Genomic DNA, 25,425 nt, shown 5'->3' with positions numbered 1-25,425 from the left:
GGGCGTTTCACGGGGAAGAATGCAGAGCCTTCACAGAATCGATCAAACGTGCGCCCCGAACATTGTCAGTTCCGGTCGACTCCGTCAGTTCTCCGATTGACAACCGGCGCTCAACTTGCTAAGGGTGAAAGGGAGTTGCACCAAGGGTGACCCAAGGGAATTCCCGGGGTCTTGACCCGGCCGGGCGGGCGCCGAATACTGAACGGCCCGTAGCCATTCGCGAACCGAACGCCCGGCCGCCGCCCGGAGGGCCCCGCGACGTCACCCGAGACCCTCCGATGACGAAGTACTGGCGGTTGCCGGTCAGCTCCTGGACAGAGCTGACTCTGTGTCATCGGCTTCCACCGACCGTGGCCCCCGGTTGCCTAAGCTGGCAAATCCCCGGGGAAAGCCGGTGAGCCAGAGTGATCCGGCGTCCAGTCCCCTTCGCGGAAGGAGCCCCACCCACCATGCGAGTAGACATGAGGCCCGGCGTGGACCGCGCTCGGCCGCGCCGCCAGTCGGCCCACCGCGCAGCGGTGCTCGGCTACCCCGTCGACCAGTCGCTCTCCCCCGTCATGCACCGCGCGGCCTACGCCGCGATGGGCCTGGAGTGGAGCTACACGGCAGTCGAGTGCGAGGAGACCGGGCTCGGATCGCTCATCGGATCGCTCGACGGCTCCTGGGCCGGGCTCTCGCTGGGCATGCCGCTCAAGCGCGCGGTGCTCCCGCTGATCGACGAGGTCACCGACCTGGCCATGGATGTCGGCGGGGTCAACACCGTCGTCTTCCGTGACGGGCGCAGCTACGGCGACAACACAGACGTGCACGGCATCCTCGCCGCGCTGCGCGACGCGGACGTGCACTCACTGACCTCGGCCGTGGTGCTCGGCGGCGGCACCGCCGCCTGCTCGGCCCTGGCCGCGCTGCGCGAGCTGGGTGTGAAGGAGCCCTCGGTCGTCGTCCGCGAACCCGGCCGGGCGGCCGAGGCGCACGCAGCGGCGGGCCGGCTCGGGATGGCCGTCGACGTGTACCCCTTCGACCAACTGGACGGGTTGCTGCACGGCGCCGGGCTGGTGATCTCCACCCTCCCCGCCGGCGCCGCCGACTCCTACGCGGCAGCCATCGTGCACTCCCGGGCGGCGATCTTCGACGTGGTCTGCTCGGCCTGGCCGACCAGGCTCGCCAAGGCGGCCGGCTTCGCGGGCAGCACCGTCGTCGACGGACTCTCGCTGCTCACCTACCAGGCCGCCCGCCAGGTGCAGTTGATGACCGGGCGCGACGACGTGCCGATCCCGGTGATGCGCGAGGCCGCGCAGGCCGAGCTGGCCCGGCGGGCAGGCTGATCCATCGTCCTCCCGCTCCACCGGCACCGTTCGCCCCCCTGCACCTTCTCTCGTACCGAGCCGTTCTCTGTCATCTCAGCTGCTCTGCCATCTTCCTGACTGTTCGTCAGGCTGTCTCAGGCCGAGAGCTCCTGGGACTTGTCGAAACCCTGCCGCCGCGCGGAGGAGAGCACCGAGATCGCGTGCGCCACCGAGCAGAGCGTGGCGTGCCGGTGCCAGCCCGCGTAACTGCGACCCTCGAAGTCCCGCATCCCGACCCGGGTCGAGACCTCGGAGAAGTCCTTCGAGACCCGCCGGGTGAGTCTGCCGAGGCGCAGCAGGGCGACCGGCGGCACCTCGATCAGGTTGGACAGCCAGAGCTCGGCCGGCTTGCCCTTCGGGCCGGACCAGCCGCCGACCAGTGTCAGCGCCCGCTCGGGCGGCAGTGCGGCGCCCGGACGACGGACGGCCGGAAGGGTCACCCGGGTGCCGCTCACCAGGATCGAGCGGGTGATCGAGTAGTCCGGGTCGACCCAGCCCACCGGGCGGGAGAACCGCTTCGCCCACTCGACCAACTGCTGTGCCTGGAAGAGGCGTTCGCCACGGCCCGGCAGGCTGAGGTCGTAGCCGACCAGCCGGGTCGAGCCGCTCACCCGCATCACGAAGGGCACGCCGCGCCGGGTGAACTCCTCGACCAGGACGGCCGAGTCGAGCTCACGGGCATCCAGCACCGCCGGTCGCCGACGCAACCCCCACTCGGGGCGCGAGAGTTCGGAGACGGTGTTGACGGCGCAGAGCTCCGGCGAGGCCGCCGAGACGTCGTCGGGGATCTTCGCCCGCTTGCGGCGGTCGGCGTCCTCCAGCCACTCGGGCGGCAGGATCAGATCCCAGTTGACGGGTGCGCTGGTGTCCTCGTTCGCGAGCCAGACGCCGTACGCCTGCTGGCTGTTGACGACTCGGCCGAGCTCGGTGCGGAAGGACTCCTCGACACCGACGGAGTGCTCACCCGCCTTCGGGATGGCCATCGAGTTGAGCACCCAGGCCTGCGGCAGCATCACCCGGTCGAGGTGGCGGGCCAGGGCCTGCCGGACGGGCTTCCAGCCCCAGGAGGAGTCGGAGATGAAGTGGTGAAGGCTCTGCTCCGCCGCGCCGTGGCCGGCCACCGAGGCCAGCGCCCGCATCGACTTGCGGCCGGGCACGGTGAGCAACCCTGCGATGTACCACTCGCCCCGGGCGCGCTGGTCGCGACGCTTCAGGGAGGCCAGCATCCGGCGGGAGAACTCCGTGACGAAGTCGTCGGCGACATCGCCCCACACGTGTTCAGGAACGTCTTTCTCTATGACACCTTCCACAGCCCCCGACTCCTCTTCTGCGCTCGCGGACACGGATGCCTCCGGTGCAAGCGGCACTCGGAGATCAGACGCGAGGTGCTGACATGAAGCACCATACAGAACCGACTGGTTGGTTTCCTAGGGCTATTCAACCACTCTTGCAAGAGCGCGTCAGGTCTGGAGCAAGTATAGATACCGCTTGGTTGGTTTGTTACGATGTCCTGCATCTGCCCCGCACGCCAAGGGCAGCCGTAGTGCCGCACGCGTGACTGCGCGCGCCCGACCAACACACCAGCGCCAGCCCATGGCCCCCGGCAGAGCCGCGGCGGCCGGCCCCGAAAGCCCCGACCGGGGCCCACGGCGGCCCGGCCGCGCCTCAACAGGAGGGGGAAGGGATTGTCCCGCCAGGAACGGGCCTCGCGCACGAGGCAGCAGATCATCCAAGCCGCGGCGGGGGCGTTCGACCTCGAAGGGTTCGCGCTGACCGGGCTGAGCGAGATCGCCCAGCTCTGCGGCGTCTCCAAGGGGGCCCTGTACTTCCACTTCGGGTCCAAGGAGCAGCTCGCCGACACCGTGATGGCCGAGTCCCGGGAGGCGCTGCGGGAGATCCTCCGGGCGGCCCGGCGGCCCGGCGGCTCCGCACTCCAGTATCTGGTCGACCTCTGCCACGGGCTGGCCGACCGGCTCGAACGGGACGTGGTCTTCCGGGCCGGCCTGCGCCTCACCGACGAACCCGGGCTCGACAAGGACCGCTACCCGAGCCCCTACCCCGCCTGGGAGCGCCTGGTCGGCCGCCAGCTGGCCAGGGCCGTCGCGGAGCAGGAGCTCCAGCCGCGGATCGAGCTGGCGGAGGCGACCACCCTGCTGGCCTCCGCCACCGTCGGCATCGAGATGCTCTCCCGCCGGGACAAGGGCTGGCTGAGCCCGCACGTCACCACCGGGCTCTGGAACGCCGTGCTGCCCGCACTGATGCCCGTGGAGCGGGTGGGCGCCGTCCGGACGGCCCGCGAGGGCGCCGCACCGGCTCCGGCCGCCCCCGCGCCGCATCACTGGGAAGAACTGCCCGAGGCCGTCGCGCTGGCCAAGGTCGCGCGGTACCAGGCGACCTGATCCGCGAACCGGGCGGCGAAGCCCGGCCCGGGAGCGAGGCCGGTGCGCCGCCACAGCCGGGAGCTCTCGTACCAGTGGTCGACCCCCAGCAGTGAGAGGCGCCGCTCCCAGCCGCCACCGCCCAGCCGCTCGGCGGCCGCTGCCAGCGTGAGGTCACCCGCCGGCAGCGGCAGGCCCAGCCGCTCGGACACCGCCGTCATCAGGTCGCGGACCATGACGGGCTCCGGATGGCAGGCGTGATAAACCTGCGGTCCGGTCGGTTTCCATGGGGCCTGCGCCAGGGCGGCGAGCACCCGGGCCAGGTCCTCCACCGAGATCATCGAGACCCTGGCCCGGCCGCCGTCGATCCAGTGCGGCAGCCGCGTCATCAGATCGGCGACGGCGGGGACCACCCAGGTGTCGCCCTGCCCGTGCACCAGGTGCGGCCGGACGACCGTGCCACCGGCCGCGAGCACCTGCTGCTCGGCGGCGAGCCGGGTGCGGCTGGTGGCGGAAACTGGTTCGAGAGCCAGTTGATTCTCCGTCACATTGCGGTGCACGCCGTCCTGGTAGATCGCCGTGGTGCTGAGCTGGACGATCCGGCGCACCCCCGCACGGGCCGCCTCGGCCAGCAGGGCGCCGGTGCCCAGCACGTTCACCTGCCGGCAGAGCTCCGGGTCACCGCCGACCTGCGCACCGAGGTGCAGCAGGGTGTCGACGCCGTCGCAGAGCCCGCGCAGCGAGGCCGCCTCCCGGAGATCCCCCCGGACGAGCTCGACCGAACCCCCGCCCGGTAGAACGGGGGTTCGGTGGTGCACCAACGCCCTTAGGCTGTACTGTTGTTCACGGCGAGTTGACTGGCCAGCAACAAGTTGGCGCAGCACCTCTCCCCCGATGAATCCGGTGCCACCGGTCACCAGGATGCGTGCCTCGTCCATCAGTTCACCTTCGCCTCGTCCAAAGTCGGAGCCTCGTCCAGAGTCAGAGCCAGAGCTGCCCGCACACCGCAGTGGTCAGCGGCTGTACTCGGCAGAGGCTGTCGGACGCATCCGGAGAATGCCCTTGGCCACGGGCTGACCCGCCTGTTCGAGTACCACGCCGACGGTCTGCTCACCGCCCTCGCCGACGCCGCCCACCCCGGCGCGCACGTAGACCGGCAGATGCGTCTCGGCGTAGCGGATGAAGATGCAGTCCAGCCCGAACGGCGCGAAGGCCGGCCCGCCCGCCACGTCCGCGGCGGCCTGTCGCATCGCCTCCACCAGCACCATCCCGGGCACGTGGTCGACCGGGTGGTCGAACAGCACCGGGTGGCGGCGGTCGGCCCGCAGCAGCCAACTGTTCGTCACACCTGTGGGCATCAGGACCGTGTTGGATACGACGCTCGTGTCAACTGCCTGCACAGGGAACTTGATTGACGGAAGATCAGCGATGAACGGCGCGCGAATGCGGGCGTACGTGGTGGGTGCCATGCAGTCGAAGCGGGCACTCCCGTCGCCGAGCCGCTCGACCCCCCGGTAGACCTCGACGTGGTAGTTCATCCCGGCCAGGATGCCGCGCCGGTAGCGCGGGTCGCAGGTCACCTCGACCGTCAGATCGGCCGGGCACCAGTCGACGGCCATCTGCTCGGGCTCCGCCTGGTAGGTCAGATCCCACATGACAAAGGGGTAGTCCAGCGGGACGCCGTAGCCCGCATGCGCAACCAGCAGACCGGCCTGCCGAACCGTTTCAGCAAGCAGCAGCGGGTCGTACACACCGTCCACGGGCCGGTAGAAGCTGTGGGTGCGCGGCCACTGCGCGCCGAGCAGGAATCTGTCCGGCGCCGTCCGCTGCCACCCGGTGAGCAGCACCTCGGAGACGGAGGCCCGGTGGACGAAGCGTCGCGGGACGGTCTGCTGGTGAAGTTCCAAGTCGCCGCCGATCGGCCGATCGGCCGTCGACAGTCCTATCGTCTCTGACAGTACTGACGTCATTTCGATTCCCCCTGGACGAGTAAGTACGAGCCACTGGCCAGTGCCGGATCGCAGGCAGTCGGACGGACGGAGCGCCTCCGGTCCAGCAGCGCTTCGACCCTTGCAGGGGAAGCGCTGCGCTCTCGGGACGCGCGTCGGCGGGCCCACGCTGCTGCAGGCGAGGGCGGCCCAGGGCACGCGGCGTGTCGCGCACGTGGCCAGGGCTGCTCTGCCAATTCGATTGTGAAACTATTGTCCGTACCCATGTAGGCCGCTCCCCCACAAGGTGCCGCCTCGGCATCCAGGCCTGCCCAGTGATTCGGCCAGGCTCGGACCCCCGCTCGGCGGGACGGAACTTCAGACACTGCTTGTCGGAACGTGGTCCCTATCAGCTAGCGTAGAGTACCATCCGGTCGGTTTGTAGTGGGGGAGCGTTAATAGTCGGGAGAACAATGGCTCAGCAGGCGCGAGCGGTGAAGACACGGCGGGAGATCATCAGGGCTGCGGCCGAGGTCTTCGACCAGCGCGGCTACGCTGCCGCCACCATGGCCGAGATCATCGCGGCCGCAGGCGTGACGAAGGGCGCCGTCTACTTCCACTTCGCATCGAAGGAGGAACTGGCGCAGGCCGTCATCGACGTCCAGTCCGAGTGGTTCAACACCGGCGCGGACCCGGCCTCCGGCTTCCAGGCGGTCATCGACGCCACCATGATCTACGCCAACGCGCTGATCAACGACGTCGTCGTCCGGGCCACCAACAGACTGGTCATCGAGCGGGGCAGCTTCGACACGCCCAACACCGAGCCGTACCTGGCGGACATCATGACCGTCCGCGACCTGCTCGTCCGGGCCGACGAGGCCGGTGACCTGCTGCCCAGGGTCGACCCGTACGTGGCCGCCCAGACCATCACCGGTGCCTTCACCGGCATCCAGCTGAGCTCGCAGGTGCTGTCGCACCGGACCGACCTGATCGAGCGGCTGGTCAACATGTGGAAGCTCATGCTGCCCGGTCTGGTCAAACCCGAGCGGCTGCTGACGCTGGACCCGACCGGCTCCCCCCAGGTCGAGCTCGCACAGCCCTGAGGCAACCCTGAAGCGGCCCTGCGGGGCCCCCGCGGGGCCCTCATACTGTGCGAACCGCCCGGTCGGCCGCCACCGCCGGGCCGTAGTTCGTCACCTTCCGGCGCCCGGGTGCTCAGACCCCTGCCCCGGCCTCTGCGCCGGCCTCTGCGCCGGCCTCTGCGACGGCCTCTGCGACGACCGGGAACAGCGCCGCGACCCGCTCGGCCACCACGCGCGAGGGGCCGTCGCCGGAGACCGTGTGCGTGGCCAGCCGCCGGTAGATCGGCGTCCGGACGGTCAGCAGGGTCCGCAGCCGGGCCTGCGGGTCGTCGACCAGCAGCGGGCGGCTCGCGGCCGAGCCGATCCGGGTGGTCAGCTGGGCGGCCGAGACCGCGAGGTGGATCACCGTGTGCCCGCGCAGCAGGCACTGGGTCGACTCCTCCAGCACGGCGCCGCCGCCGAGCGCCAGCACCCCGTCGTGCTCGCGCAGGGCCCGGTGCACCACCGCCCGCTCCCGGACGCGGAAGTGCGCCTCGCCCTCCTGCTCGATGATCTCGCGGATGCGCAGGCCCGAGACGGCCTCCAGATCCCGGTCGGTGTCCCGGAAGCCCACCCCGAACCGCCGGGCGAGCAGCCTGGCCACGGTGGTCTTGCCTGCCCCGGGTGCACCGATCAGCACGGCTACCGGTCTGGTCATGGGAGTTCTCCTTGGGGAGACGGCCGCCCCGGTCCGAGCCCGGTCCGTGCCCGGTCTAAGGGTGGCCCGGTCTAAGCGTGCTCTGCGAAGGCCAGCCCGAGGCGGGCGAGGCCGGGGAGGCTGTGCGGGCCCTCGACCGTCGCCTCGACGTCGAAGGCGTCGCGGTGGGTCGGCGGGTAGCCGATCAGTTCGGCGGCCCGCGCCGGGATGGGCCGTGCGGCGGCCTCGGCGGACTCCCAGAACAGCACCGCACCCCAGCGGTTGGTGCTCTCGTCCGCGAGCCAGGCCTTGAACACCAGCCCGGGTACGGTGGCGAACCGGTCGACCGCCTCCTCCCGGAGGAAACCCCGCAACTCCTCGATGGTGCGGGCGGATGCGCTCAGGTCCCACCAGACGACTACGGCACGCACGGTTCGGCTCCTCGGGGGTGGACTGGCGATGGACGGACGGTGGCCCCGGCGCCGCGCGCAGGGCACGGCAGGGCGCGGCGGGGCGCGAAGGCGCTGCGCGAAAGGGCAGACATGTGCTCGGGCCGGTCGAGCGGCGGAAGGGGGGTCGCCGCCCGACCGGCCCGAGCGGACCGGCTCGGAAGGGCGAATCAGACCGAGCCGGCCAGCAGGGAGATCAGCGCGTCGCTGATGATCGCCAGGCCGTCCTGGCTGAGCACCGACTCGGGGTGGAACTGCACCGAGCGGAAGCCGGGGCCGCGCAGCGCGTGGATCTGGCCGGTCGCCTCGTCCCGGCTCACGCTCACCGCGCTGCCGAGCCCGGGGACATGGGCCTCGTCGCGCTCGCTGTGCCCGGCGAAGGTGTTGTAGAAGCCGACCAGCTCGGTGCTGCCGAAGAAGTCGATCTTCTTCTGCACGCCCTGGTTCGGCCGGTCGCGCCGGACGAGGTCGAAGCCGAGCACCTTGCAGAGCACCTGGTGGCTCAGGCAGACCGAGAGGAACGGCGTACCGCTGCCCAGCAGTTGGCGGGTCGCCCCGTGCAGGTGGGTGATCTTCGGGTGGTCCAGCTCCTGCGGGTCCCCCGGGCCGGGGCCCAGGATCACCAGGTCGTACCCCTCGAAGCTGTACTCCTCGTCGAAGCGCCGGACGGTGACGTCCAGCCCGAAGGAGCGCAGCTGGTGGTCCCACATCGCGGTGAAGGTGTCCTCGGCGTCGACCACCAGCACCCGCTTGCCCGCCAGCTCCGCCAGCGGGCGCCGCCGCTCCTCGGTGTCCTCCAGCCAGAACGGCGCCAGCGAGATGTTGCGCTGCGCCAACGCGGCCAGCACGTCGGGGTGCTGGGCGAAGGAGGGGCGCGTCCGGCTGCCCCTGGCCGGCGCCGGGGTGCCGCGCAGCGCGGCGACCGCACCGGCGACCTTGGCGCGCGTCTCGGCGACCTCGGAGGCCGGGTCGGAGTCGCGGACGAGCGTCGCGCCGACCCCGATCCGGACGGTGCCGGCGTTGTCGATCTCCGCGGTGCGGATCAGGATGGACGAGTCCATGGTGCGGCCGCCGTCGGCGTCGCGGCCGATCAGCGCGACCACACCGCTGTAGTAGCCGCGGCCGTTCGGCTCGTACCGGCGGATCACCTTCGCCGCGCTCTCCAGCGGGCTGCCGGTGACGGTCGGGGCGAACATCGTCTCGCGCAGGATGTCCCGGACGTCCCGCTCGGTGCGGCCCTCGATGAAGTACTCGGTGTGTGCCAGGCGCGCCATCTCCATCAGGTGCGGGCCGGTCACGCGGCCGCCCGTCTCGCTGATCCGGGCCATCATCTTGAGCTCTTCGTCCACCACCATGTAGAGCTCGTCGGCCTCCTTCGGGTCCGCCAGGAAGGAGAGCACGCCGCTCAGCGTCGGGCCGGACTCCGGGTACCGGTAGGTGCCGCTGATCGGGTTCATCACGGCGACGCCGTCCGCCAGGCTGACGTGCCGCTCCGGGGTGGCGCCGACGAAGGTGCGGGTGCCGGTGTGGATGACGAACGTCCAGTAGACGCCGCACTCGCGCTCCAGCAGGCGGCGGAAGAAGGTCAGCGCGGCGGCCGTCGAGTAATCATTGATCTCGATCATGAACTCGCGCCGGATGACGAAGTTGGCGCCCGCGCCCTGGCCGATCTCCTCGGCGATGATCTCCCGGACGATCTCCGCGTACGCCTCGTCGTCCACGTCGAACGTGCCGTCACCGAGGTCGAGTTGAAGATCTGGGAGCCGCTCCAGCAGCCCCGCGAGCGACACCCGGCCCTGCTCCGCCACGGACAGCGTGATCAGCGGCGCACCGTCGTCGGCCGCCGCGAAGCCGCGCTCGGCGATCTGGCGGTACGGGACGAGCGCCAGCACCTCGTGCTCCGCCCGGCCGGTGCCGGCCGCCAACACGCCCTCCGTCCCCAACGGGATGTCAGCCAGCGCCTCGACCTCCGCGACCGAACCGACCAGCACGTCGACCTGGTCGGCCGCTCCCGTCTCCGGGCGGTAGAGCAGGGCGAACGCGGGAGGCCGGGGCGCCAGGATCTGCTCCAGCAGCGCCTCGCCCGACTGGGTCTCCGAGTACGTCATGGTGCTTCCCTCCGTTGTGAGTTGCGGTCGGACAGGCGCCGGGCGCGAGGCCGTCAGCCGAGCTCGGTGAGCACCGTCTTGGTGGTCACCGTCATCGCGCAGCGCTCCGCTGCGTACTTCAGCGCGGAGCGGTGGTACTCCAGGGAGAAGTCGGCGACGGCGTCCCCGACCAGGAAGGGCTGGATGTCGTACGTGAAGGCGTCGCAGGTCGTCATCAGCACGCCGACGTGGGCGTACACGCCGCAGACGATCAGCTGGTCGCGGCCCTGGGCGCGCATGAAGTCGAGCAGCTCGGTGCGGTGGAAGGCGCTGTAGCGCCACTTGGTGAGGACGAGATCGCCCGCGGCCGGCTGGATCGGCGAGACGACCTGCTTGTGCTCCGGGGAGACCGTCATACCCGGGCCCCAGAAGTCCTTCAGCAGACCGCGCTCGGCCTCCGTCATCCCCCCGGGCTGCGCGGTGTACGCGACCGGGACGCCGAGCTCGGCGGCGCGCACGCGCAGCTCCGTGACGTTGCGGACCAGGTCGGTGACGGGGGACTCGCCCTCCGCGAACGGCTGGAGGAAGTACTTCTGCATGTCGTGGATGAGCAGCACCGCCCGCTTCGGGTCCACCGTCCACCGTGCGGTGTTCTCGGGCAGGTCGCCCTGCGAGGGCATCGGGTAGGGCGAGATGGCCGGGATTCCCATGGAGGGTGTCCTTTCAGGGAGCAGGTCTCACGGAAGGTGGCTCGTCGGGCGGCGGGCTCGGGCGCGGGCTCGGGCTCGGGCTCGTCGGGCGGCGGGTGGTGCCGGGTGCCGCCGGTGCCGGGCTGAACTGGTCCGGCCTCGGCGGCACCCCGGTCGGTGGGCTCTGTGGCGCTGCGGCGTCAGTGGCCGAGCGCCGCACCGCCGTCGACCGTCAGGTCGTGCATGGTGATGTGCGCGGCCTGGTCGGAGAGCAGGAAGAGCACGGCGTCGGCGATGTGCGTCGGCTGCGCGATCCGGCCCAGCGGGATGCCGACCCGGAAGGCGGAGGCGACGCCCTCGATGGACGCCTGAGCGGCGCTGCTGTCCTCCCAGAGGGCGGTCAGCATCGGCGTGTCGGTGGAGCCGGGGGCGACCACGTTGCAGCGGATGCCGAACTTGGAGACCTCCAGCCCCAGGCACTTGGTGAACATGGTCGCCGCGGCCTTGGAGGCCGAGTACGCGGACATGTCCAGCCGGGCCGTGCCCGCCGCGTTCGAGGCGACGGTCACGATGGCGCCGCCCCGGCCGCCGTTCACCATCCGGTTGACCACCGCACGGGAGACGAAGAAGACCCCGGTGGTGTTCACCGCGAAGGTGGTGGCCCAGTCGTCGTCGGTGAGCGCCTTGGCCTGGCCCAGGCGCAGCACGCCCGCGCCGTTGACCAGGTAGTCGATCGGGCCCAGGTGCTGCTCGACCTCGTCCATGACGGCCTCGACCTGGGTGCTGTCGGTCACGTCGATCGGGAAGGGCTCCGCCCGCCCGCCTTCGTTCCGCAGCTCCTTGGCGAGCTCGTCGAGCCGGTCGAAGTTGCGGTCGACCAGCGCGACGGTGACTCCGCGCGCCGACAGCGCGCGCACGACGGCCTCACCGATGCCACCGGCGGCGCCGGTGACGACCGCGACCTTGTTTTCCATCCCATAGACATTCATAGCGACCCCAAAAATCGAGGATGATCGACCAGAGTCGGCCGGATGTGGTGATGCGCCGGTGCACGAGACCCAGGAGCCCGGATCTGACGCCCGGATCTGGTGCACAGATCTGTATCTGGTGCACGGATCGGGTCGCTTCGCAGATCGGGCCTTTGCACGGATCGGTCCATTTGCGTGAACCGGCGCGACACAGTTCAGCCCTTTCGCCGAATGGGCTCCGGAATTCCGGCTCCCCCTGGCGAATCTCCGTCGATCGGGCTGCGCTGAGCTGATCGGCGATTTGTCCCGCAGTTCTCAGCCGCGCCAGGAGGCGGCGATCTCGAGCGCCTGCCCCGGGTTGAGCCGGGGGTCGCAGAAGCTCGTGTACTTGTCCCCGACCTGCGCCAGGAAGCGCTCGTCGTGGACGCACTCGGTGACGTCGTCCGGCGTCGTCTCCAGGTGCAGCCCACCGACCACGGCGCCCGCCTCGGTGATCGCCTTCCGGAACTCGGCGACCTCGCGCAGGACGGTCTCCACCAGACGGGTCTTGAGCCCGTCCGGCCCGCTGACGGTGTTGCCGTGCATCGGGTCGGTCAGCCAGACCACCGGGTGGCCGGCCGCCTTGACGGCCGCCGCCATTGCCGGCAGCTTGGCCGCGACCTGGTCGGCGCCCATCCGGGCGATCAGGGTGAGGCGGCCGGGCTCGCGCTGCGGGTCGAGCCGCTCGCAGAGCTGGAGCAACTCGTCCAGCGCCATGCTCGGGCCGACCTTGGAGGCGACCGGGTTGGTGACCGAGGCCAGCAGCGCGACGTGGGCGCCGTCGAGCTGGCGGGTGCGGTCGCCGATCCACGGGAGGTGGGTGGAGGCGAGGTACTTGCGGCCGCAGTCGTCGATGCGCAGCAGCGGCACCTCGTAGTCCAGCAGCAGCGCCTCGTGGCTGACCCAGACCGGCGCGCCGACGGCGCCCAGCTCGGCGGCCGCACGCTTGCGCAGGGTGGCCATGGCACCGCTGGCGGCCTTGTACCCGGCCAGCAGGCGGCGCGGGTCCGGGCGGCGCAGGGCGGGGTCGGGCTCCGGGCTGTTGACCATGTGGCCGCGGTAGACCGGCAGCTCGACGCCGTCGACCAGCTCGGTCGGCTTCGAACGCGGCTTGCCGAACTGGCCCGCCATCCGCCCGATCCGGACCACCGGAAGCAGGGTGTTCATCGTCATCACGCCGGCCAGCGCCTCGAGCAGACCGACCTTGCGGGTCACGTAGCCCGGCTCGCACTCGGCCGGGTCCTCGGCGCAGTCACCTGCCTGGACGACCTGGAGCTTGCCCTCGGCGACCTCGGCCAGCAGCGCACGCAGCTGGCGGACCTCGGTGGAGCTGACCAGCCCGGGGCAGTCGGCGAGTTCTGCGTGGATCTCGTCGAGGAGACCTGCGTCCGTGGGCTCCCACTCCGGCTGCTGGTGGGCGGGAAGCGACTTCCAGAAGTCGATCCCACCCTCCGGCAGTGCCGAATCGGCGACTGCCGGCCGCGGCGCAATTGCGTCGCTGATCATCCAGAACCTCCATGGTTACGAATTCTGCTCTTGCCTGGGCATTTCTGGAACGCTCCCGGAAGTCGGCTCTACCGGCTTTCACCGTGGGACTTCCATTTCCTTGAGTCTGAGCAGGCCGATCAGGAGGGTCAACGGCCCTCGGAAAACTTCGTCAAGTGTCTTCAACTCTGTCATTTGCGGCCATTTACGCAGGCTGTCGTCAGGTATTCGCAATTCCCGAACAAATGTCGCCCGATCCATCAGGAAATCAATTGCCGGAAAACTCGCCCGGAAATGCCGTCAGACTGTGATCAGTTTCCGCACCGGGCCCGGTACTCCGGCAGATACGACACCCGGGCGGAAGTAGGCCGCCCAGTACGTCAGGTCGGGCGAGCGCCCTCGACCGGCCGGGCGCGCGAACGCCCAAGGGCCCGATCACCTCATGGGGGGAGGATGATCGGGCCCTTGAGCGGCCGTCTCGGGGGAGTCACCGTGCCGGGGGGTCACGGTCCGACGGCCGGGCAGTGGTTCAGCTCGGTGGGCGGGGTGCTCTCTTCGCCAGGACCGAACGCGCATGGGCGGCGACCCGCACCGCCGTGAAGCCGAGTTGCTCGTACAGGGTCTGGTACGGCGCCGAGAGACCACAGCGGCCGAGCCCGACCGACTCACCGGACGCACCGACCATCGCGTACCAGCCGAGCGACGCCCCGGCCTCGACCGAGACCCGGGCCGGCACCTCCGGAGGAAACACCGACGCCCGGTACTCCTCGTCCTGCGCCTCGAACCAGACCGCACACGGCATCGAGACCACCCGGGTCGGCGTACCCTCCCGCTCCAGGATCTCCCGTGCCCGCAGCGCCACCGGCACCTCGGCCCCCGTCGCCACCAGGATCACCTCGGGGAAGCCCGCCCCGGCCTGCGCCTCGACGAGTACGTACCCGCCACGCGCAGCACTGTCGGCAGCGGTGGGCCGGGCGACGGGCTGCGGCTCGGTGTGCATCGCGGTCATCGGAAGGCTCAGGGCTCCTCTCCAAGTGCTGCATGGCATTTGGTGCTCCAGAACGCGTCCGGACGATACGCCCGACAGTGACCGACTCTCCTTCAGCCCGGCCTGCGCCCACAACCCCCCACTGCCGACTCCGTCACCTGCCCTGTCGTCTCAGCCTTCGACCCGCGTCGTAATTGCCTTCCCGGCAACAGCCGTTGGTGTCTCCGCGGCTGCCCAGTGCGGGGTCACGACCCGCCGTCCGGGGTTGATCCAGCCGCTCGCGGCCTTGCAGGCGAAGAGCGGCACCACCGGCAGCGAGAGCATCCAGAGCCCGACGCTGGCGGGCGAGTAGATGTACCACTGCCATCCCGTCGGGAACACCACCCCGGGCAGTACCAGCAGCACCACGAGCACCGCCCAGCTCCCGAGCACCACCAGCGCGGCCCGCGCCGCGACCCTGATCCCGCGCATCTGCCGAACTCCTCGTGCGGTGGAAGATCCGCCAACCAGCGTCTCTTCAGGCCAGCACTGTACCGGTGGCTTGAGCGGAGGTGGTGCGGCTCCTGCGGACCGGCCTGGCGCAGCTGCCCAACCGTGCGGTCGGACCCGCGAAAGTCTCGGGGGGAATAGCTCGCATGCGGACTTTCGCCACGTTCACGCCTCCTCCATGTCGTAAGTTCCGGGCCGTCGAACGGAATCCGCGCGCCGTCTTCGCGCACAGTCTTCGAGGGGGAGCCATGTCGAGCACCGGGGCCGTGCCCAGGACCGGGGACCACTTACCCGAGAACCACGTACCCGGGAGCCGCTTACCCGGGTCCGGTCTGCCGGCGGGCGGCGGGGCGCTCGGGGTGCGAACCATGGTGCTGGTGACGCTGGTCACCGTGCTGAGCAAGGGGCCGCTGTTCCTGCCCGGGGCGGTCAGCGACCTGCTGCACCGGGATCTCGGCCTCGGGCCCGGCAGCATCGGGCTGATCATCGCGCTGTACTGGACCGGGTCGACCTACGGCGCGTACCTGAGCCGGAGCGGGGCCGACGGCGGGGTGGTCGAGCGGCGGCTCGGGGTGGCGCTGCTGGCCACCGCGACCGTGCTGGTGGCCACCGGGGTCTGGCCGCTGGTCGGGCTCTGGGTCGGGGCGGTGATCGGCGGGCTGGTGTACGGCTACACGCAGCCGCACACCAACTTCCTGCTGGTGCGCCGCTGCGCGCCCCGGGTGCAGGGGGTGGCCTTCGGCGTCAAGCAGGCGTCCATTCCGCTGGCGGTGCTGTTCTACTCGCTCGCGGTGCCCTCGATCGCCGTCCCGGCGGGCTGGCGCCCGCTGTTCGTGGTGGCCGGCCTGCTCTGCGCCGTCCAGGGCGGCTACCTGCTCACCTTCACCACCGCCCGGGGCACCCGCTCGAAGGCCCGCCGGGCCACCGAACGGCTCTCGCTGGACCGGCAGTTGTTCGCGCTGGCGGCAGCCGGCGCCTGCGGGGCGGCGGTCGGCAACAGCCTCGGCGGCTTCCTGTTCTCCTCGCTCACCCACAGCGGCAACAGCACCCTGACCGCCAGCCTGCTGGTCTCCGGCGGATCGGTCCTCGCGGCCGCCGTCCGGATCGTGGTCGGCCGCCGGGTCGACCGCTCGCCCACCCGGCCGCTCCGGCTGCTGATGCTGCTCTTCCTGCTCGGCGCGGCGGGCACCGCCCTTCTCACCGTCCCCCTCCTCCCGGCCCAACTCGCGGGCACCCTGCTCGCCTTCGGCGGCGGCTGGGGCTGGGCGGGCCTGCTCCACTACAGCGCCTCCGTCGCCTACCCGGGCCACGAGGCCGCCGCCACCGCCTACACCCAGATGGGCGTCTCGATCGGCGGCGCCATCGGCCCCCTGGGCTTCGGCCTACTGGTCTCCGCCACCGGCCACACCTTCGCCTGGTGGAGCATGACGGCCCTCGGCCTGGCCGCCTGCTTCTCCCTCACCCGGGCCACCCGCAACCAGGGCTGACAGGACAGGAATTGAAGAGGGCGGGTACCGGCCGAAGCCGGTACCCGCCCTGATCAGGGGTTTCCCCCACCTGCGGAGAGCGTGGGATTTGAACCCACGGTGCGGGGTCGCCGCACGACAGTTTTCAAGACTGTTCCCTTAGGCCGCTCGGGCAGCTCTCCTGGCGGAGGTCAGCCTAACGGGTCCGGAGGGGTTCGGTGCACCTGGTTTGACGGTCGGGCTCAGTTGTCGCCCTTGCGTTCGCCGAGGGTGATGGTGGTCTTGCCGGGCTTGCCGTCGCGGGTGTACTCGACGGTGACCTGGTCGCCCGGCTTGTACGTCCAGATCTCGCTGACGAGCGTCGGGCCGCTGTCGATCGGGTGGTCGCCGAGCTTGGTGATGACGTCGCCCGCCTTGAGGCCGGCCTTGTCGGCGGGGCCGCCGGGGGTGACGGCGGGGGTGTTCTGCACGGGGCCGGTCTGGATCTGGGCGCCGTCGCCCTTGTAGTCGTCGTTGCGCAGGACGCCGAAGATCGCGTAGACGGGGGTGCCGGTACGGATCAGGTCCTGGGCGACGCGCTTGGCCTGGTTGATCGGGATCGCGAAGCCGAGGCCGATGCTGCCCGCCCGGCCGGTGGAGCCACCGGTGTTGGACTGGATCGCCGAGTTGATGCCGATCACCGCGCCGTCGCCGTTCAGCAGCGGGCCGCCGGAGTTGCCCGGGTTGATCGAGGCGTCGGTCTGGAGCGCGTTCATGTACGAGTTCTGCGCACCGGTGTCGTCGCCGGAGGCGACCGGGCGGTCCTTCGCGCTGACGATGCCGGTGGTTACGGTGCCTTCGAGACCGTACGGGGCGCCGATGGCGATCGTCGAGTCGCCGACGGCGACCTTGTCGGAGTCACCCAGCGGCAGCGGGACGAGCTTGTCCTTCGGCGGGTTGTCGAGCTTCACGACCGCGACGTCGTACCCCTGGGCCCGGCCGACCACCGAGGCGGAGTACGAGGAGCCGTCGGAGAACTTGACGGTCAGCTTGCCGCCGTTGGCCGCCGGGGCGACCACGTGGTTGTTGGTGAGGATGTGGCCCTCGGTGTCGAAGACGAAACCGGTGCCGGTGCCGGACTCCTGGGAGCCCTGGGCCTTGATGGTGACGGTGCTGGGCAGCGCCTTGGCGGCGATCCCGGCGACCGTGCCGGGGGCGCGGTCGATGTTCTTCTGGGTGTCGCCGACGCTGACCGTGGTGCTCGTCCGGCTGGAGCCGGTGTTGGCGGAGCCGCCGTCCCGGTCCGCGACGCCGACGCCGATGGCGCCGCCCGCGATGCCGGCGACCAGCGCGACCGCCGCGACCAGGGCGACCAGCCCGCCGCGCTTACGGCGCGGAGCCGGCACGGGCCCACCCGGGAAGTCCGGACCGCCGGGGTGCCCGACCCCGCCGCCACCGACCGGCGTGCCCCAGCCGCCGAGCGGCTGGCCTGCGCCGAAGGGGTGGTGCGGCTCGCCCTCGACGGGCGCACCGTGGGGGGCACCGACGGGCGCACCGTGGGGCTCGCCGACGGGCGCAGCGGCAAGCGGAGCGGCAAGCGGAGCGGCAGCCGGAGCCGCCGGAGCCGCGTAGGGGTTGTCGGCGGCCGGGGCGGCGGCCGGGGCCGGAGCGGCGTACGGGTTCTCCGGGGCGGCCGCGGCCACCACGGGCGGCGGCGCGTCCAGGTACGAGGAGGCCGGCCCGGCGGGCGGCGGCGCGTCCAGGTACGAGGGTGCCGGGGCCGCAGCGGCGGGTGCCGGCGGGGTGGGCGCGCTCGGCTTGTCGAACGAGAGCGTCGGCGCGGACTCGGTGACGGGCGCGGCCTCGGCCGGCGCTGCGTCATGAGCCGGACCCACCGCCCCCTGGCCGGTGGAGGGCTTCTGCTCCTCCGGCCCGGTGGACCCACTCGCGTGCTCGGTGCTCACGGACGACCTCCATAGCTGACAGGACCTTGGCCCATAGTTTTTCGCATGTCGGATTCAGTTGTCGTAAGGAGCCCCCTGAAGAAGTCATAAGAATCCTTACGGACCACCGACAACGGCAGCTCAGCACCGTCCCGGAGTGTGGACCCCGGCCCCCTGGCCTTGGCGTTACCGCCGTGGGCGGCTAGCCTGGCGCTCCAAACTGACACGCGGGAGCTTGGACCATCCAGGCTGAGAGTGCGCTGATCGACCGTACGCCATCCGAGGCGGATCATCCGATGATCCACCGGAACAGAGGCCGGGCGAGGGAGCGCAGACCGCTCGAACCTGTCCGGGTAATGCCGGCGTAGGGAGAATCGGCCATGACGGCTGCCCCGCCCCTCGATGCCCTCACCACCTCCGTGGAACGCCCCGAGGCCCCGCTCACGCTCGACACCGCACCGCCGCGCACCCTCGGCTTCCGCGACCAGTTCGCCCTCTGGGGCAACCTCGGCGTCAGCCTGATCGGCTTCACCAGCGCCGCGACGGTGCTCGGCGCCCCCGGCTCCGAGCTGTCCTTCACCGCCGCCGTGACGGCCATCCTGGTCGGCACCGTGATCGGCACCGCGATGCTCGGCGTCGCCGCCCTGATCGGCGCGCGGACCGGCGCTCCGGCGATGACGGTGCTGCGCGGCCTCTTCGGCACGAAGCTCAGCTACCTGCCGACCGTCCTCAACATCGCCCAGTGCATCGGCTGGGGCGTCTACGAGCTGACCGTCATCGCGATGGGCGCCCAGACCGTGGTCGGCACCGAGGGCTGGCGCTGGCTCTTCGTCGTGCTCGCCGGGGCGCTCACCACCGTGCTGACGATCTGGCCGCTCGGCGCGATCGCCGTGCTGCGCAAGTACGTCGCGATCGCCGTCGGCGTCGCGCTGGTCTACTTCACCGTGCAGCTCGGCCGCCAGGGCTTCCCCGACCCGGGCGCCGGCAACTGGACCGGCTTCCTGCACGCGACGGACGCGATCATCGCCGTCTCCATCTCGTTCGTCCCGCTCGCCGCCGACTACACCCGGCACTCCCGCACCCCCGGCACCTCCTTCTGGGGCACCTTCTCCGGCTACACCGTCGCCCAGGTCTGGTGCTACGTGCTCGGCTTGATCGCGCTGCTCCAGTCGCAGGGCGACCCGTCGAAGATCTTCTCCTCCTTCACCGGCGTCGCCGCCGGGTGGGCCTTCCTGCTGGTGCTGGTGCTGCGCGAGACCGACCAGTCGTTCGCGAACGTGTACTCGACCGCGATGTCCGTCCACAACCTGCTGCCGAAGGTCGACCGCCGCCTGCTCACCGGCGGGATCGGCGTGCTGGTGACGCTGCTCGCGCTCCGGATCAAGGAGTTCACCGACTCCTACTACGCCTTCCTCGGCCTGATCGGGTCGGTCTTCGTGCCGCTGCTGGCCGTCCTCGCCGTGGACTTCTTCCTCGGCGCCGGCCGCCGTGGCTGGAACCTCGCCCAGGACGCCCCCGCCCGCTGGCTGATGCTGCTGCCCTGGGCACTCGGCTTCGCCGTCTACCAGTTCCTCGCCCCGACGGCGATCGCCGGCTGGTGGACGGACTTCTGGACGAATGTGCAGACCGCCGTGCACTTCACCCCGCAGGAGTGGAGCTCCGCCTCGCTCTTCAGCTTCCTCGTCCCGGCGCTGGTGACCTGGCTGATCACCCTGGCCCGCCGCGACCGCGGCTGACCCCGGAGCGGCCAGCGTTCACCCGGAGTTCCCGGTGCCGTGGGCTGCTGATCACCGCAGCACTCGTAGGGTGGTGACGTGGACACCCGTCACCTCCCCGCACCCGCCGCGCCGCCCGCCGGGCCCGACCGCACGGCCGTGCAGGTCGTCGCCCACCGGGGCTCCTCCGCCGCCCTCCCCGAGCACACCCTGGCCGCCTACGAACGGGCCGTCGCCGAGGGCGCGGACGCGCTGGAGTGCGACGTACGGCTGACCGCCGACGGGCAGCTGGTGTGCGTGCACGACCGCACGGTGCGCCGCACCTCGGACGGCACCGGCACGGTCTCCAAGATGACGCTGGCGCAGCTGGAGAAGCTGGACTTCGGCTCCTGGAAGGCGGGCGCCGAGCCGCAGCCGGTGCTCACCATGGCCCAGCTGCTGGAGCTCGCCGTGGACGCCGGGCGGCGGGTGGAGCTCGCCATCGAGACCAAGCACCCGATCCGCCAGGCGGGCCGCCTGGAGGCCGAACTGCTGCGCATGCTGGGCCACTACGGCCTGCTGCCCAAGGCCCCCGAGGACTCGCAGATCCGGATCATGAGCTTCTCCCAGCTCGCCGTCCGCCGGGTGCGCAGCGCCGCCCCCGCCGTGCCGACGGTGTACCTGCTGGACCGGAAGCTGCCACTGCTCGGGCGGCGGCGCACGCTCCCCGGCGGTGCCCCGATCGCCGGGCCGGGCATCGACCTCGTCCGGGCCGACCCGGGCCTGGTGCGGGCCCTGCGGGCCGCCGGGCACCGGGTGCACGTCTGGACGGTGGACGAGCCCGCCGATGTCGAGCTCTGCCTGGAGCTGGGCGTGGAAGCGATCATCACCAACCGCCCGCGCGAGGTGCTCACCCAACTCGGCCGATAGCGGAATTTGGCGTACGCGGGCGCGGCCGAGGGGGCGCGCACCACCTCTCCACGCGGAATTACGTCACCTTTCACAACCGTCCGTGAGCAGGGAATCACCATTTGCGCACCGAGAGTTGCGGTGCTCGTAATTGTCTCGTCGCGATCGCCCGGCAGTCGTTTCCGACGCATTCCCAGGGGGCATCCATCCCTCGGTAATCGCTGAAGGAGGTCCGGGGGTGGCACTGATGGTGGCGCACGAGGTGCCGGCTTCATCGACCCTGGCAGTGCCGCACAAGCCAGCCAGTGTCGGCGTCGCACGGCGGCGCCTGCGCAGTGATCTGGGAGACCGCGAGATACCCGACACTGTGATCGACGACGCGGTACTGATCCTGTCCGAGCTGCTCAGCAATTCCTGCCGGTACGCCCGCCCGTTGGGGCGGCTCCGCGATCTCGATCTCGAGCAGCCCGACGCACTTCTCGTCGGGGCGCACTCCCCCACCCGGCGCGGCGTGGCCTGCGCCGAGCCGGAGCCGGAATCCGGCGGCGTGCTGGTGAGTTGGCGGATGCACCGGGACGGCTCGCTCACCCTGGAGGTCACCGACGGCGGCGCCGTCACCCGGCCGGCACCCGCCCGGCCCTCCCTGACCTCCCGGGGCGGCAGGGGCCTGAGCATCGTCGGCGAACTCGCCAGCGACTGGGGCGTCCGCGACGCACCGGGCCAGGTGACGGTCTGGGCCGCCCTCCGGGCCTCCTGAGGCACACGGAGCGGCCCTGGGCAGTGCATGGCTGGCTCACCGGGGGATGCCACCGGAAGTAGGCTGCCGGGAGCAAGTGTCACCGTCCCCGGGAGAGCCGCACCATGGCCAAGAAGGCCGCGAAGAAGTCGCCGCAGCGCAGCCAGTCCACCACCGTGACGTCGGGGGAGATCCCCGTCGTCGGCGCGCGGGAGGACTGCCCCTGCGGTTCGGGCCGCCGGTACAAGGCGTGCCACGGCCGGGAGGCCGCGCACGCCGTGCAGGAGCTGGTGCACCGTCCGTTCGAGGGGCTGCCGGGCGAGGCGGACTGGGTCGCGCTGCGCGAGCTCGTCCCCGCCGCGACGGTGCCGCTGACGCTGGCCGCCGGGGTCGTGGACGGCGCCGTCGGCGAGGTGCCGTCGGTGACGCTGGCGACGGTGCTGCCGCTGGCCTGGCCCGCGCTGCGCCGCCAGGACGGCTCGATCCTGCTGGGCCTGCAGACGCAGTCCTCCTCCGGTGACCTGAGCCGTGACCTCGGGGACGCCCTCGAGCTGGCCCTGAGCACCGAGCCGGGCTCCCCCGTGCCCGCCCGCCGGACCGTGCCGGGCGGCCGCCGGCTGCAGGAACTCCTCGACGTGCAGGCCGGGTTCACCCCGGACGTGCACACCGGCTTCGAGTTCTGGCTGGAGGACGCGGAGGCCGCCACCGGTGAGGTCGCCGCCTCGCTGGAGCGCGCCAACGCCTCGGCCATCCCGACCGAGAAGCTCACCGGCGTCGACTCGGCGTACTGGTGCCAGGCGTCGGACAAGAACCACCTGCGCTGGGTCATGACGGTGCCCGAGGAGCAGCTGCTCGACGCGCTGGCCCGGCTGACCGCCGCCGAGCAGTCCTCGCTCGGCGCCGACACCCGGCTGGTCGGCTCGTTCCGCGCGCACGGCCTGACCGTGCCGGTCTGGGACCTGCCGTCGGAGATGACCGCCGCCGAGTGCGAGAAGCCGGCCGCGGAGTTCGCCGAGCGCCTCGCCGCGACCCTCGCGGTCACCGACCCGGCGCCGCTGACGGCCGAGGAGCGCCGGGCCCGCGCCAACCTGGTGAACCGTCAGGTCACGCTGAACTGACCGCGCCCCACCGGGTTCCGGGCGCCTCCGGGCATCGCCGGGCGGCTTCAGGGCTGAAATGTGACTCGCGTCACATTTCGGCCCGCTCGGGGAAATCGCCAGGTCGCGAGCCATCTGGACAAATTGGCTCGGACGCGGATCTTTGTTAGCATTTAAACAGTCCGGTCGCTGGTGCATCCCCCGTCGCCAGCGGCCGGATTTCTCCATTTCCGGATCCGCTGGGTGCATTTCCGGCCATCAGCCCGGAACAGCTCAGAACGCGAGCCGGCTGCCGTCCGAAGGCGCCGTACTGGCCGCGATCAACGCCCCCAGCAGCGTGCTGATCTGCGGCAGCATCGGCCGGTCCTCGACCGGCGGGCGGAGCCACCGCACCGGGCCGGTGCCCGTCCGGGAGGGCGGCAGCACCAGGAAGCCGTCCGGCCCGTGGTAGCGCAGCGAGCCCGGCACCCACGGCTGCTCGGCCAGCAACTCCCCCAGCTCGTCCAGGGAGTACGGAGCGACCAGCAGGACGAAGCGGGTCGGCGTGGCGAGCACCGGGCCGACCGGCACTCCGTGCAGCCGGAAGTACTCCATCGCCCGAGCGCCCGCCTGCGCGGGCAGGCTCACCGCGCAGACCGTACGCCCGGTGGCGACCAGCACCGAGGACTCCGGGCTGCGCTCACCCCACCACCAGGCGACCATCCGCGCATCTGTGCTGGCCGCGAGCAGCGGCGGATCGTGCGGGTGCGCGCCCGGTGAGGGGCAGCACGGGTCGCCGCAGGAGCAGGAGCCGAGCAGCCCCGGCACCCCGTAGGCACCCGGCACCACCGGCCACCCCCTGGCGGCGGCCGCCAAGGCGGTGCCGAGCAGGGCCGCTCGGGCTCGCCGGCGGCCGCCGGGCAGCCGCAGCCACCGGGGCAGGCTGAGCCGGTGGCCCGTGCGCGTACGCCGGAGTGAACTCAACCGGAGGGGGCGCATCCGCTGCATGAGCGCTCGTTCCTTTCCGCGACCGTTGGGCTCGGGACCGTCAGACCGTCAGAACACGGCACCGAGGCGAGTGAGGCGCCACGACGACGAGGCGCTCACCTGAGCGCAGCACCACGACAAGAGCGACAGGCACGACACGAAGGGCGGGACCTATGAGAGGTCGGCCCCTGGAACGAGAATCCACCATGCGACCAGATGGACGCTGCTCGGAAGCTGCTGGTTCCACCGTACGAGTGAGTGGCGCCCGGCTGGGCGGGCGGGCGCGCGGCCGAAGCATACGATCCGGACGGCCACTTGACCGACCGTCGGAAGAAGCTGACTCGGTGACTGTGCCCGGCGGCCCGCCGCTCCACTCCTCCCGGGCCCACGGGCCTGCGTCAGCTCTCTGGACATGCCCCGATCGGCCTGTGTACAAGTGGTGGATTCATGCCGAAGTAGAGACATAGAAACTGTTTTGGGCGGTCTTGGGGGTCCTGCGTGACACGTACCAGTGTGTGGGGAGTTGGGACATGACCGACGCCAAGCCGCTCGACCTGCCGGCGAGCGCGGTGCAGCTGAGCAGCCCGCCGAGCGGGCTGCCGGGCAGCGGCGGACTGCCCGCAGGCGGCGCCAGGCCGCTGGTGCCCGCCGCCGTCCGGGGCGCGGAGCGCTTGCAGGACCGTTTGGCCGGACACCCGTCCGAATCCGCCGCGTCCGAATCGGTTGCGGGCGCCCGCAGCCGCGAGCACGTGAACACCCCCGACTACGCCGACCTGCACGAGCACACCGCGCGGCTGGCCGCCGCCCGGGGGCTCGCGGCCACCCTGGACACCGTACTCGCCTCGGGCGCCGCGCTGCTCGGCGCCCGACGGGGGCTCATCACCACCACCGCGCGCGGCGCCGGGCGGGCCGTCGGCCTCGGCCTGGACCGGTCCGGGCTCGGCGCGCTGGAGACCGTACCCGCCGAGCACGGCCCGTTCGCCGGGCTGCTCAGCCGGTCGGGCGGCGCCGGGCAGCTGCTCATCGCCGACCTCACCGCCGACCCCGCCACCGACCCGGCCGTCGGCCCCCGGCTGCACGAGGTCGCCGCCCAACTCGGCCTCGGCGCCTGCTACGCACTGCCGCTCGTCACCGAACAGGACGGCCCGCTCGGCGCCGCCGTCTGGTTCTACGACGAGGCCACCGAGCCCGACGAGAGCCGCCGTCGGCTCGTCCAGCTCTACTGCGACCTCGCCGCCCCGCTGCTCGCCACCCAGCTCGCCGCCGAGCGCGCCCGGCAGTCCACCGAGGCGCTCCGCCGGGGCCTGCTGCCCGACCGCCTCCCCGGCGTGCCCGGCCTGCGGCTGGCCGCCCGCTGCGTCCCCGCCGGTCTCGACCACGCCGTCGGCAGCGACTGGTACGACGCCATCGCGCTGCCCGACGGCTCGCTCGGCCTGACCGTCGGCAGCGTGCTCGGCGACGGCCCCGGCGCCGGGCCGGACTCCGCCCCCGGCGCGGCGACCGCGATGGGCCGTGTCCGGGCGGCGCTGCGGGCGTACGCCGTCCTGGAGGGCGAGGACCCGGTCTCCGTCCTCGGCGATCTGGAGCTGCTGCTCAAGACCACCGAACCGAACCGCTCCGCCACCGCCGTCTACGCCTGGGTCGAGCCCGACGAGCGCCGGATCACCCTCGCCGGGGCCGGGCACTGCCCGCCGGTGCTCGTCACCCGCTACGGCGCCAACTTCGTCGAGACCTCGCTCTCCGCGCCGCTCGGCATGCTCAGCTGCTGGGAGGCGCCCGGCGTCGAACTGGGCGCCGAACGCGGCGACCTGCTGCTGCTCTACACCGAGGGCCTGGCCCGCCGCTTCGGCCCCACCCTGCACGCCGGGCAGGCCGCCCTGCGGCGCGCCGCCGCCGACGCCCCGCGCGACGTCCGGCACGACCCGGAGCTGTTCTGCGCCCACCTGCTCGCCCGGTGCGGCGAGGCCGAGGAACCGGCCCGGGACGACCTGGTGCTGCTCGCCGCCCGCTTCGAGTAGCCCGCCGGGCACC

General features: G+C 71.7%; 22 protein-coding genes and 1 tRNA gene. 9 read left to right on the top strand and 14 right to left on the bottom strand.

From position 1 onward, the window contains the following. Positions 1-449 precede the first annotated feature (449 nt). Entirely contained in the window at positions 450-1,325 is an 876-nt protein-coding gene (locus ACR68M_RS17435; protein WP_441251438.1) for a shikimate dehydrogenase, read from the top strand. A 116-nt stretch (positions 1,326-1,441) separates the two neighbouring features. On the opposite strand, the gene ACR68M_RS17430 is transcribed toward ACR68M_RS17435, so the two are convergent. Next, positions 1,442-2,656, bottom strand: coding sequence for an IS701 family transposase (locus tag ACR68M_RS17430; protein WP_441251437.1), 1,215 nt, complete (start codon positions 2,654-2,656; stop codon positions 1,442-1,444). Between the two features lie 375 nt (positions 2,657-3,031). Between ACR68M_RS17430 and ACR68M_RS17425 the strand changes: the two genes are divergently transcribed. Continuing rightward, positions 3,032-3,745 carry a ScbR family autoregulator-binding transcription factor gene (locus ACR68M_RS17425; protein WP_441251436.1) on the top strand — a complete coding sequence of 238 codons (714 nt, stop codon included), beginning with the start codon at positions 3,032-3,034 and terminating at the stop codon, positions 3,743-3,745. On the opposite strand, the gene ACR68M_RS17420 is transcribed toward ACR68M_RS17425, so the two are convergent. Together ACR68M_RS17420 and ACR68M_RS17415 are read right to left on the bottom strand one after the other, a co-directional pair. After that, positions 3,682-4,662, bottom strand: coding sequence for an NAD-dependent epimerase/dehydratase family protein (locus ACR68M_RS17420; RefSeq protein WP_441251435.1), 981 nt, complete (start codon positions 4,660-4,662; stop codon positions 3,682-3,684). The genes ACR68M_RS17425 and ACR68M_RS17420 overlap by 64 nt on opposite strands. A gap of 75 nt (positions 4,663-4,737) precedes the next feature. Further along, positions 4,738-5,694: a ScbA/BarX family gamma-butyrolactone biosynthesis protein gene (locus ACR68M_RS17415; RefSeq protein WP_441251434.1), complete on the bottom strand. Its 957-nt coding sequence runs from the start codon at positions 5,692-5,694 to the stop codon at positions 4,738-4,740. Between the two features lie 452 nt (positions 5,695-6,146). Here ACR68M_RS17415 and ACR68M_RS17410 point away from each other — a divergent pair, with 452 nt between their 5' ends. After that, positions 6,147-6,755: a ScbR family autoregulator-binding transcription factor gene (locus ACR68M_RS17410; protein ID WP_441251433.1), complete on the top strand. Its 609-nt coding sequence runs from the start codon at positions 6,147-6,149 to the stop codon at positions 6,753-6,755. 112 nt (positions 6,756-6,867) lie between these two features. Here ACR68M_RS17410 and ACR68M_RS17405 read toward each other — a convergent pair whose 3' ends face one another. The 8 genes from ACR68M_RS17405 to ACR68M_RS17370 all read right to left on the bottom strand — a co-directional run bounded on the left by ACR68M_RS17405 (position 6,868) and on the right by ACR68M_RS17370 (position 14,586). Continuing rightward, the gene (locus ACR68M_RS17405; protein WP_441251432.1) at positions 6,868-7,431 is read right to left on the bottom strand and encodes a shikimate kinase; all 564 of its coding nucleotides are present in this window, start codon (positions 7,429-7,431) and stop codon (positions 6,868-6,870) included. A 71-nt stretch (positions 7,432-7,502) separates the two neighbouring features. After that, on the bottom strand, positions 7,503-7,841 hold the full coding sequence (locus ACR68M_RS17400) for a hypothetical protein (protein WP_441251431.1): 339 nt from the start codon (positions 7,839-7,841) through the stop codon (positions 7,503-7,505). Between the two features lie 188 nt (positions 7,842-8,029). Continuing rightward, complete coding sequence (locus ACR68M_RS17395; RefSeq protein ID WP_441251430.1) at positions 8,030-9,967, bottom strand: anthranilate synthase family protein; 1,938 nt, start codon at positions 9,965-9,967, stop codon at positions 8,030-8,032. Between the two features lie 53 nt (positions 9,968-10,020). Further along, a complete protein-coding gene (locus tag ACR68M_RS17390) occupies positions 10,021-10,656 on the bottom strand; it encodes an isochorismatase family protein (protein WP_441251429.1) in 636 nt (211 codons plus the stop codon). Between the two features lie 179 nt (positions 10,657-10,835). Next, on the bottom strand, positions 10,836-11,609 hold the full coding sequence (locus ACR68M_RS17385; protein WP_441251428.1) for a 2,3-dihydro-2,3-dihydroxybenzoate dehydrogenase: 774 nt from the start codon (positions 11,607-11,609) through the stop codon (positions 10,836-10,838). A 309-nt stretch (positions 11,610-11,918) separates the two neighbouring features. Then, positions 11,919-13,148, bottom strand: a complete 1,230-nt coding sequence (locus ACR68M_RS17380; RefSeq protein ID WP_441251427.1) for a 3-deoxy-7-phosphoheptulonate synthase — start codon at positions 13,146-13,148, stop codon at positions 11,919-11,921. A 508-nt stretch (positions 13,149-13,656) separates the two neighbouring features. After that, positions 13,657-14,136, bottom strand: a complete 480-nt coding sequence (locus ACR68M_RS17375; protein WP_441251426.1) for a transketolase-like TK C-terminal-containing protein — start codon at positions 14,134-14,136, stop codon at positions 13,657-13,659. A gap of 150 nt (positions 14,137-14,286) precedes the next feature. Next, positions 14,287-14,586 (bottom strand): hypothetical protein, encoded by a 300-nt coding sequence (locus ACR68M_RS17370; protein WP_441251425.1) that lies wholly within the window; start codon positions 14,584-14,586, stop codon positions 14,287-14,289. Between the two features lie 386 nt (positions 14,587-14,972). Here ACR68M_RS17370 and ACR68M_RS17365 point away from each other — a divergent pair, with 386 nt between their 5' ends. Next, positions 14,973-16,091 (top strand): MFS transporter, encoded by a 1,119-nt coding sequence (locus ACR68M_RS17365; protein ID WP_441251424.1) that lies wholly within the window; start codon positions 14,973-14,975, stop codon positions 16,089-16,091. A gap of 73 nt (positions 16,092-16,164) precedes the next feature. On the opposite strand, the gene ACR68M_RS17360 is transcribed toward ACR68M_RS17365, so the two are convergent. Then, positions 16,165-16,252 (bottom strand) — tRNA-Ser (locus ACR68M_RS17360). A gap of 60 nt (positions 16,253-16,312) precedes the next feature. Then, positions 16,313-18,013, bottom strand: coding sequence for a S1C family serine protease (locus ACR68M_RS17355; RefSeq protein ID WP_441251423.1), 1,701 nt, complete (start codon positions 18,011-18,013; stop codon positions 16,313-16,315). A 359-nt stretch (positions 18,014-18,372) separates the two neighbouring features. On the opposite strand from ACR68M_RS17355, the gene ACR68M_RS17350 reads away from it, so the two are divergent. The 4 genes from ACR68M_RS17350 to ACR68M_RS17335 all read left to right on the top strand — a co-directional run bounded on the left by ACR68M_RS17350 (position 18,373) and on the right by ACR68M_RS17335 (position 22,449). Beyond that, the gene (locus ACR68M_RS17350) at positions 18,373-19,728 is read left to right on the top strand and encodes a purine-cytosine permease family protein (RefSeq protein WP_441251422.1); all 1,356 of its coding nucleotides are present in this window, start codon (positions 18,373-18,375) and stop codon (positions 19,726-19,728) included. A 78-nt stretch (positions 19,729-19,806) separates the two neighbouring features. Then, positions 19,807-20,616, top strand: a complete 810-nt coding sequence (locus tag ACR68M_RS17345) for a glycerophosphodiester phosphodiesterase (protein ID WP_441251421.1) — start codon at positions 19,807-19,809, stop codon at positions 20,614-20,616. 217 nt (positions 20,617-20,833) lie between these two features. Continuing rightward, positions 20,834-21,352: an ATP-binding protein gene (locus ACR68M_RS17340; RefSeq protein WP_441251420.1), complete on the top strand. Its 519-nt coding sequence runs from the start codon at positions 20,834-20,836 to the stop codon at positions 21,350-21,352. 104 nt (positions 21,353-21,456) lie between these two features. Then, positions 21,457-22,449, top strand: a complete 993-nt coding sequence (locus ACR68M_RS17335; RefSeq protein ID WP_441251419.1) for a DUF5926 family protein — start codon at positions 21,457-21,459, stop codon at positions 22,447-22,449. Positions 22,450-22,701: 252 nt separating this feature from the next. Here ACR68M_RS17335 and ACR68M_RS17330 read toward each other — a convergent pair whose 3' ends face one another. Then, complete coding sequence (locus ACR68M_RS17330; protein WP_441251418.1) at positions 22,702-23,415, bottom strand: bifunctional DNA primase/polymerase; 714 nt, start codon at positions 23,413-23,415, stop codon at positions 22,702-22,704. Positions 23,416-23,924: 509 nt separating this feature from the next. Here ACR68M_RS17330 and ACR68M_RS17325 point away from each other — a divergent pair. Continuing rightward, complete coding sequence (locus tag ACR68M_RS17325) at positions 23,925-25,412, top strand: PP2C family protein-serine/threonine phosphatase (RefSeq protein WP_441251417.1); 1,488 nt, start codon at positions 23,925-23,927, stop codon at positions 25,410-25,412. Positions 25,413-25,425 lie beyond the last annotated feature (13 nt).

It is taken from the genome of Kitasatospora sp. McL0602 (assembly GCF_052076145.1).
GTDB lineage: Bacteria > Actinomycetota > Actinomycetes > Streptomycetales > Streptomycetaceae > Kitasatospora.
This window is presented reverse-complemented; position numbering and strand designations above follow the sequence as displayed.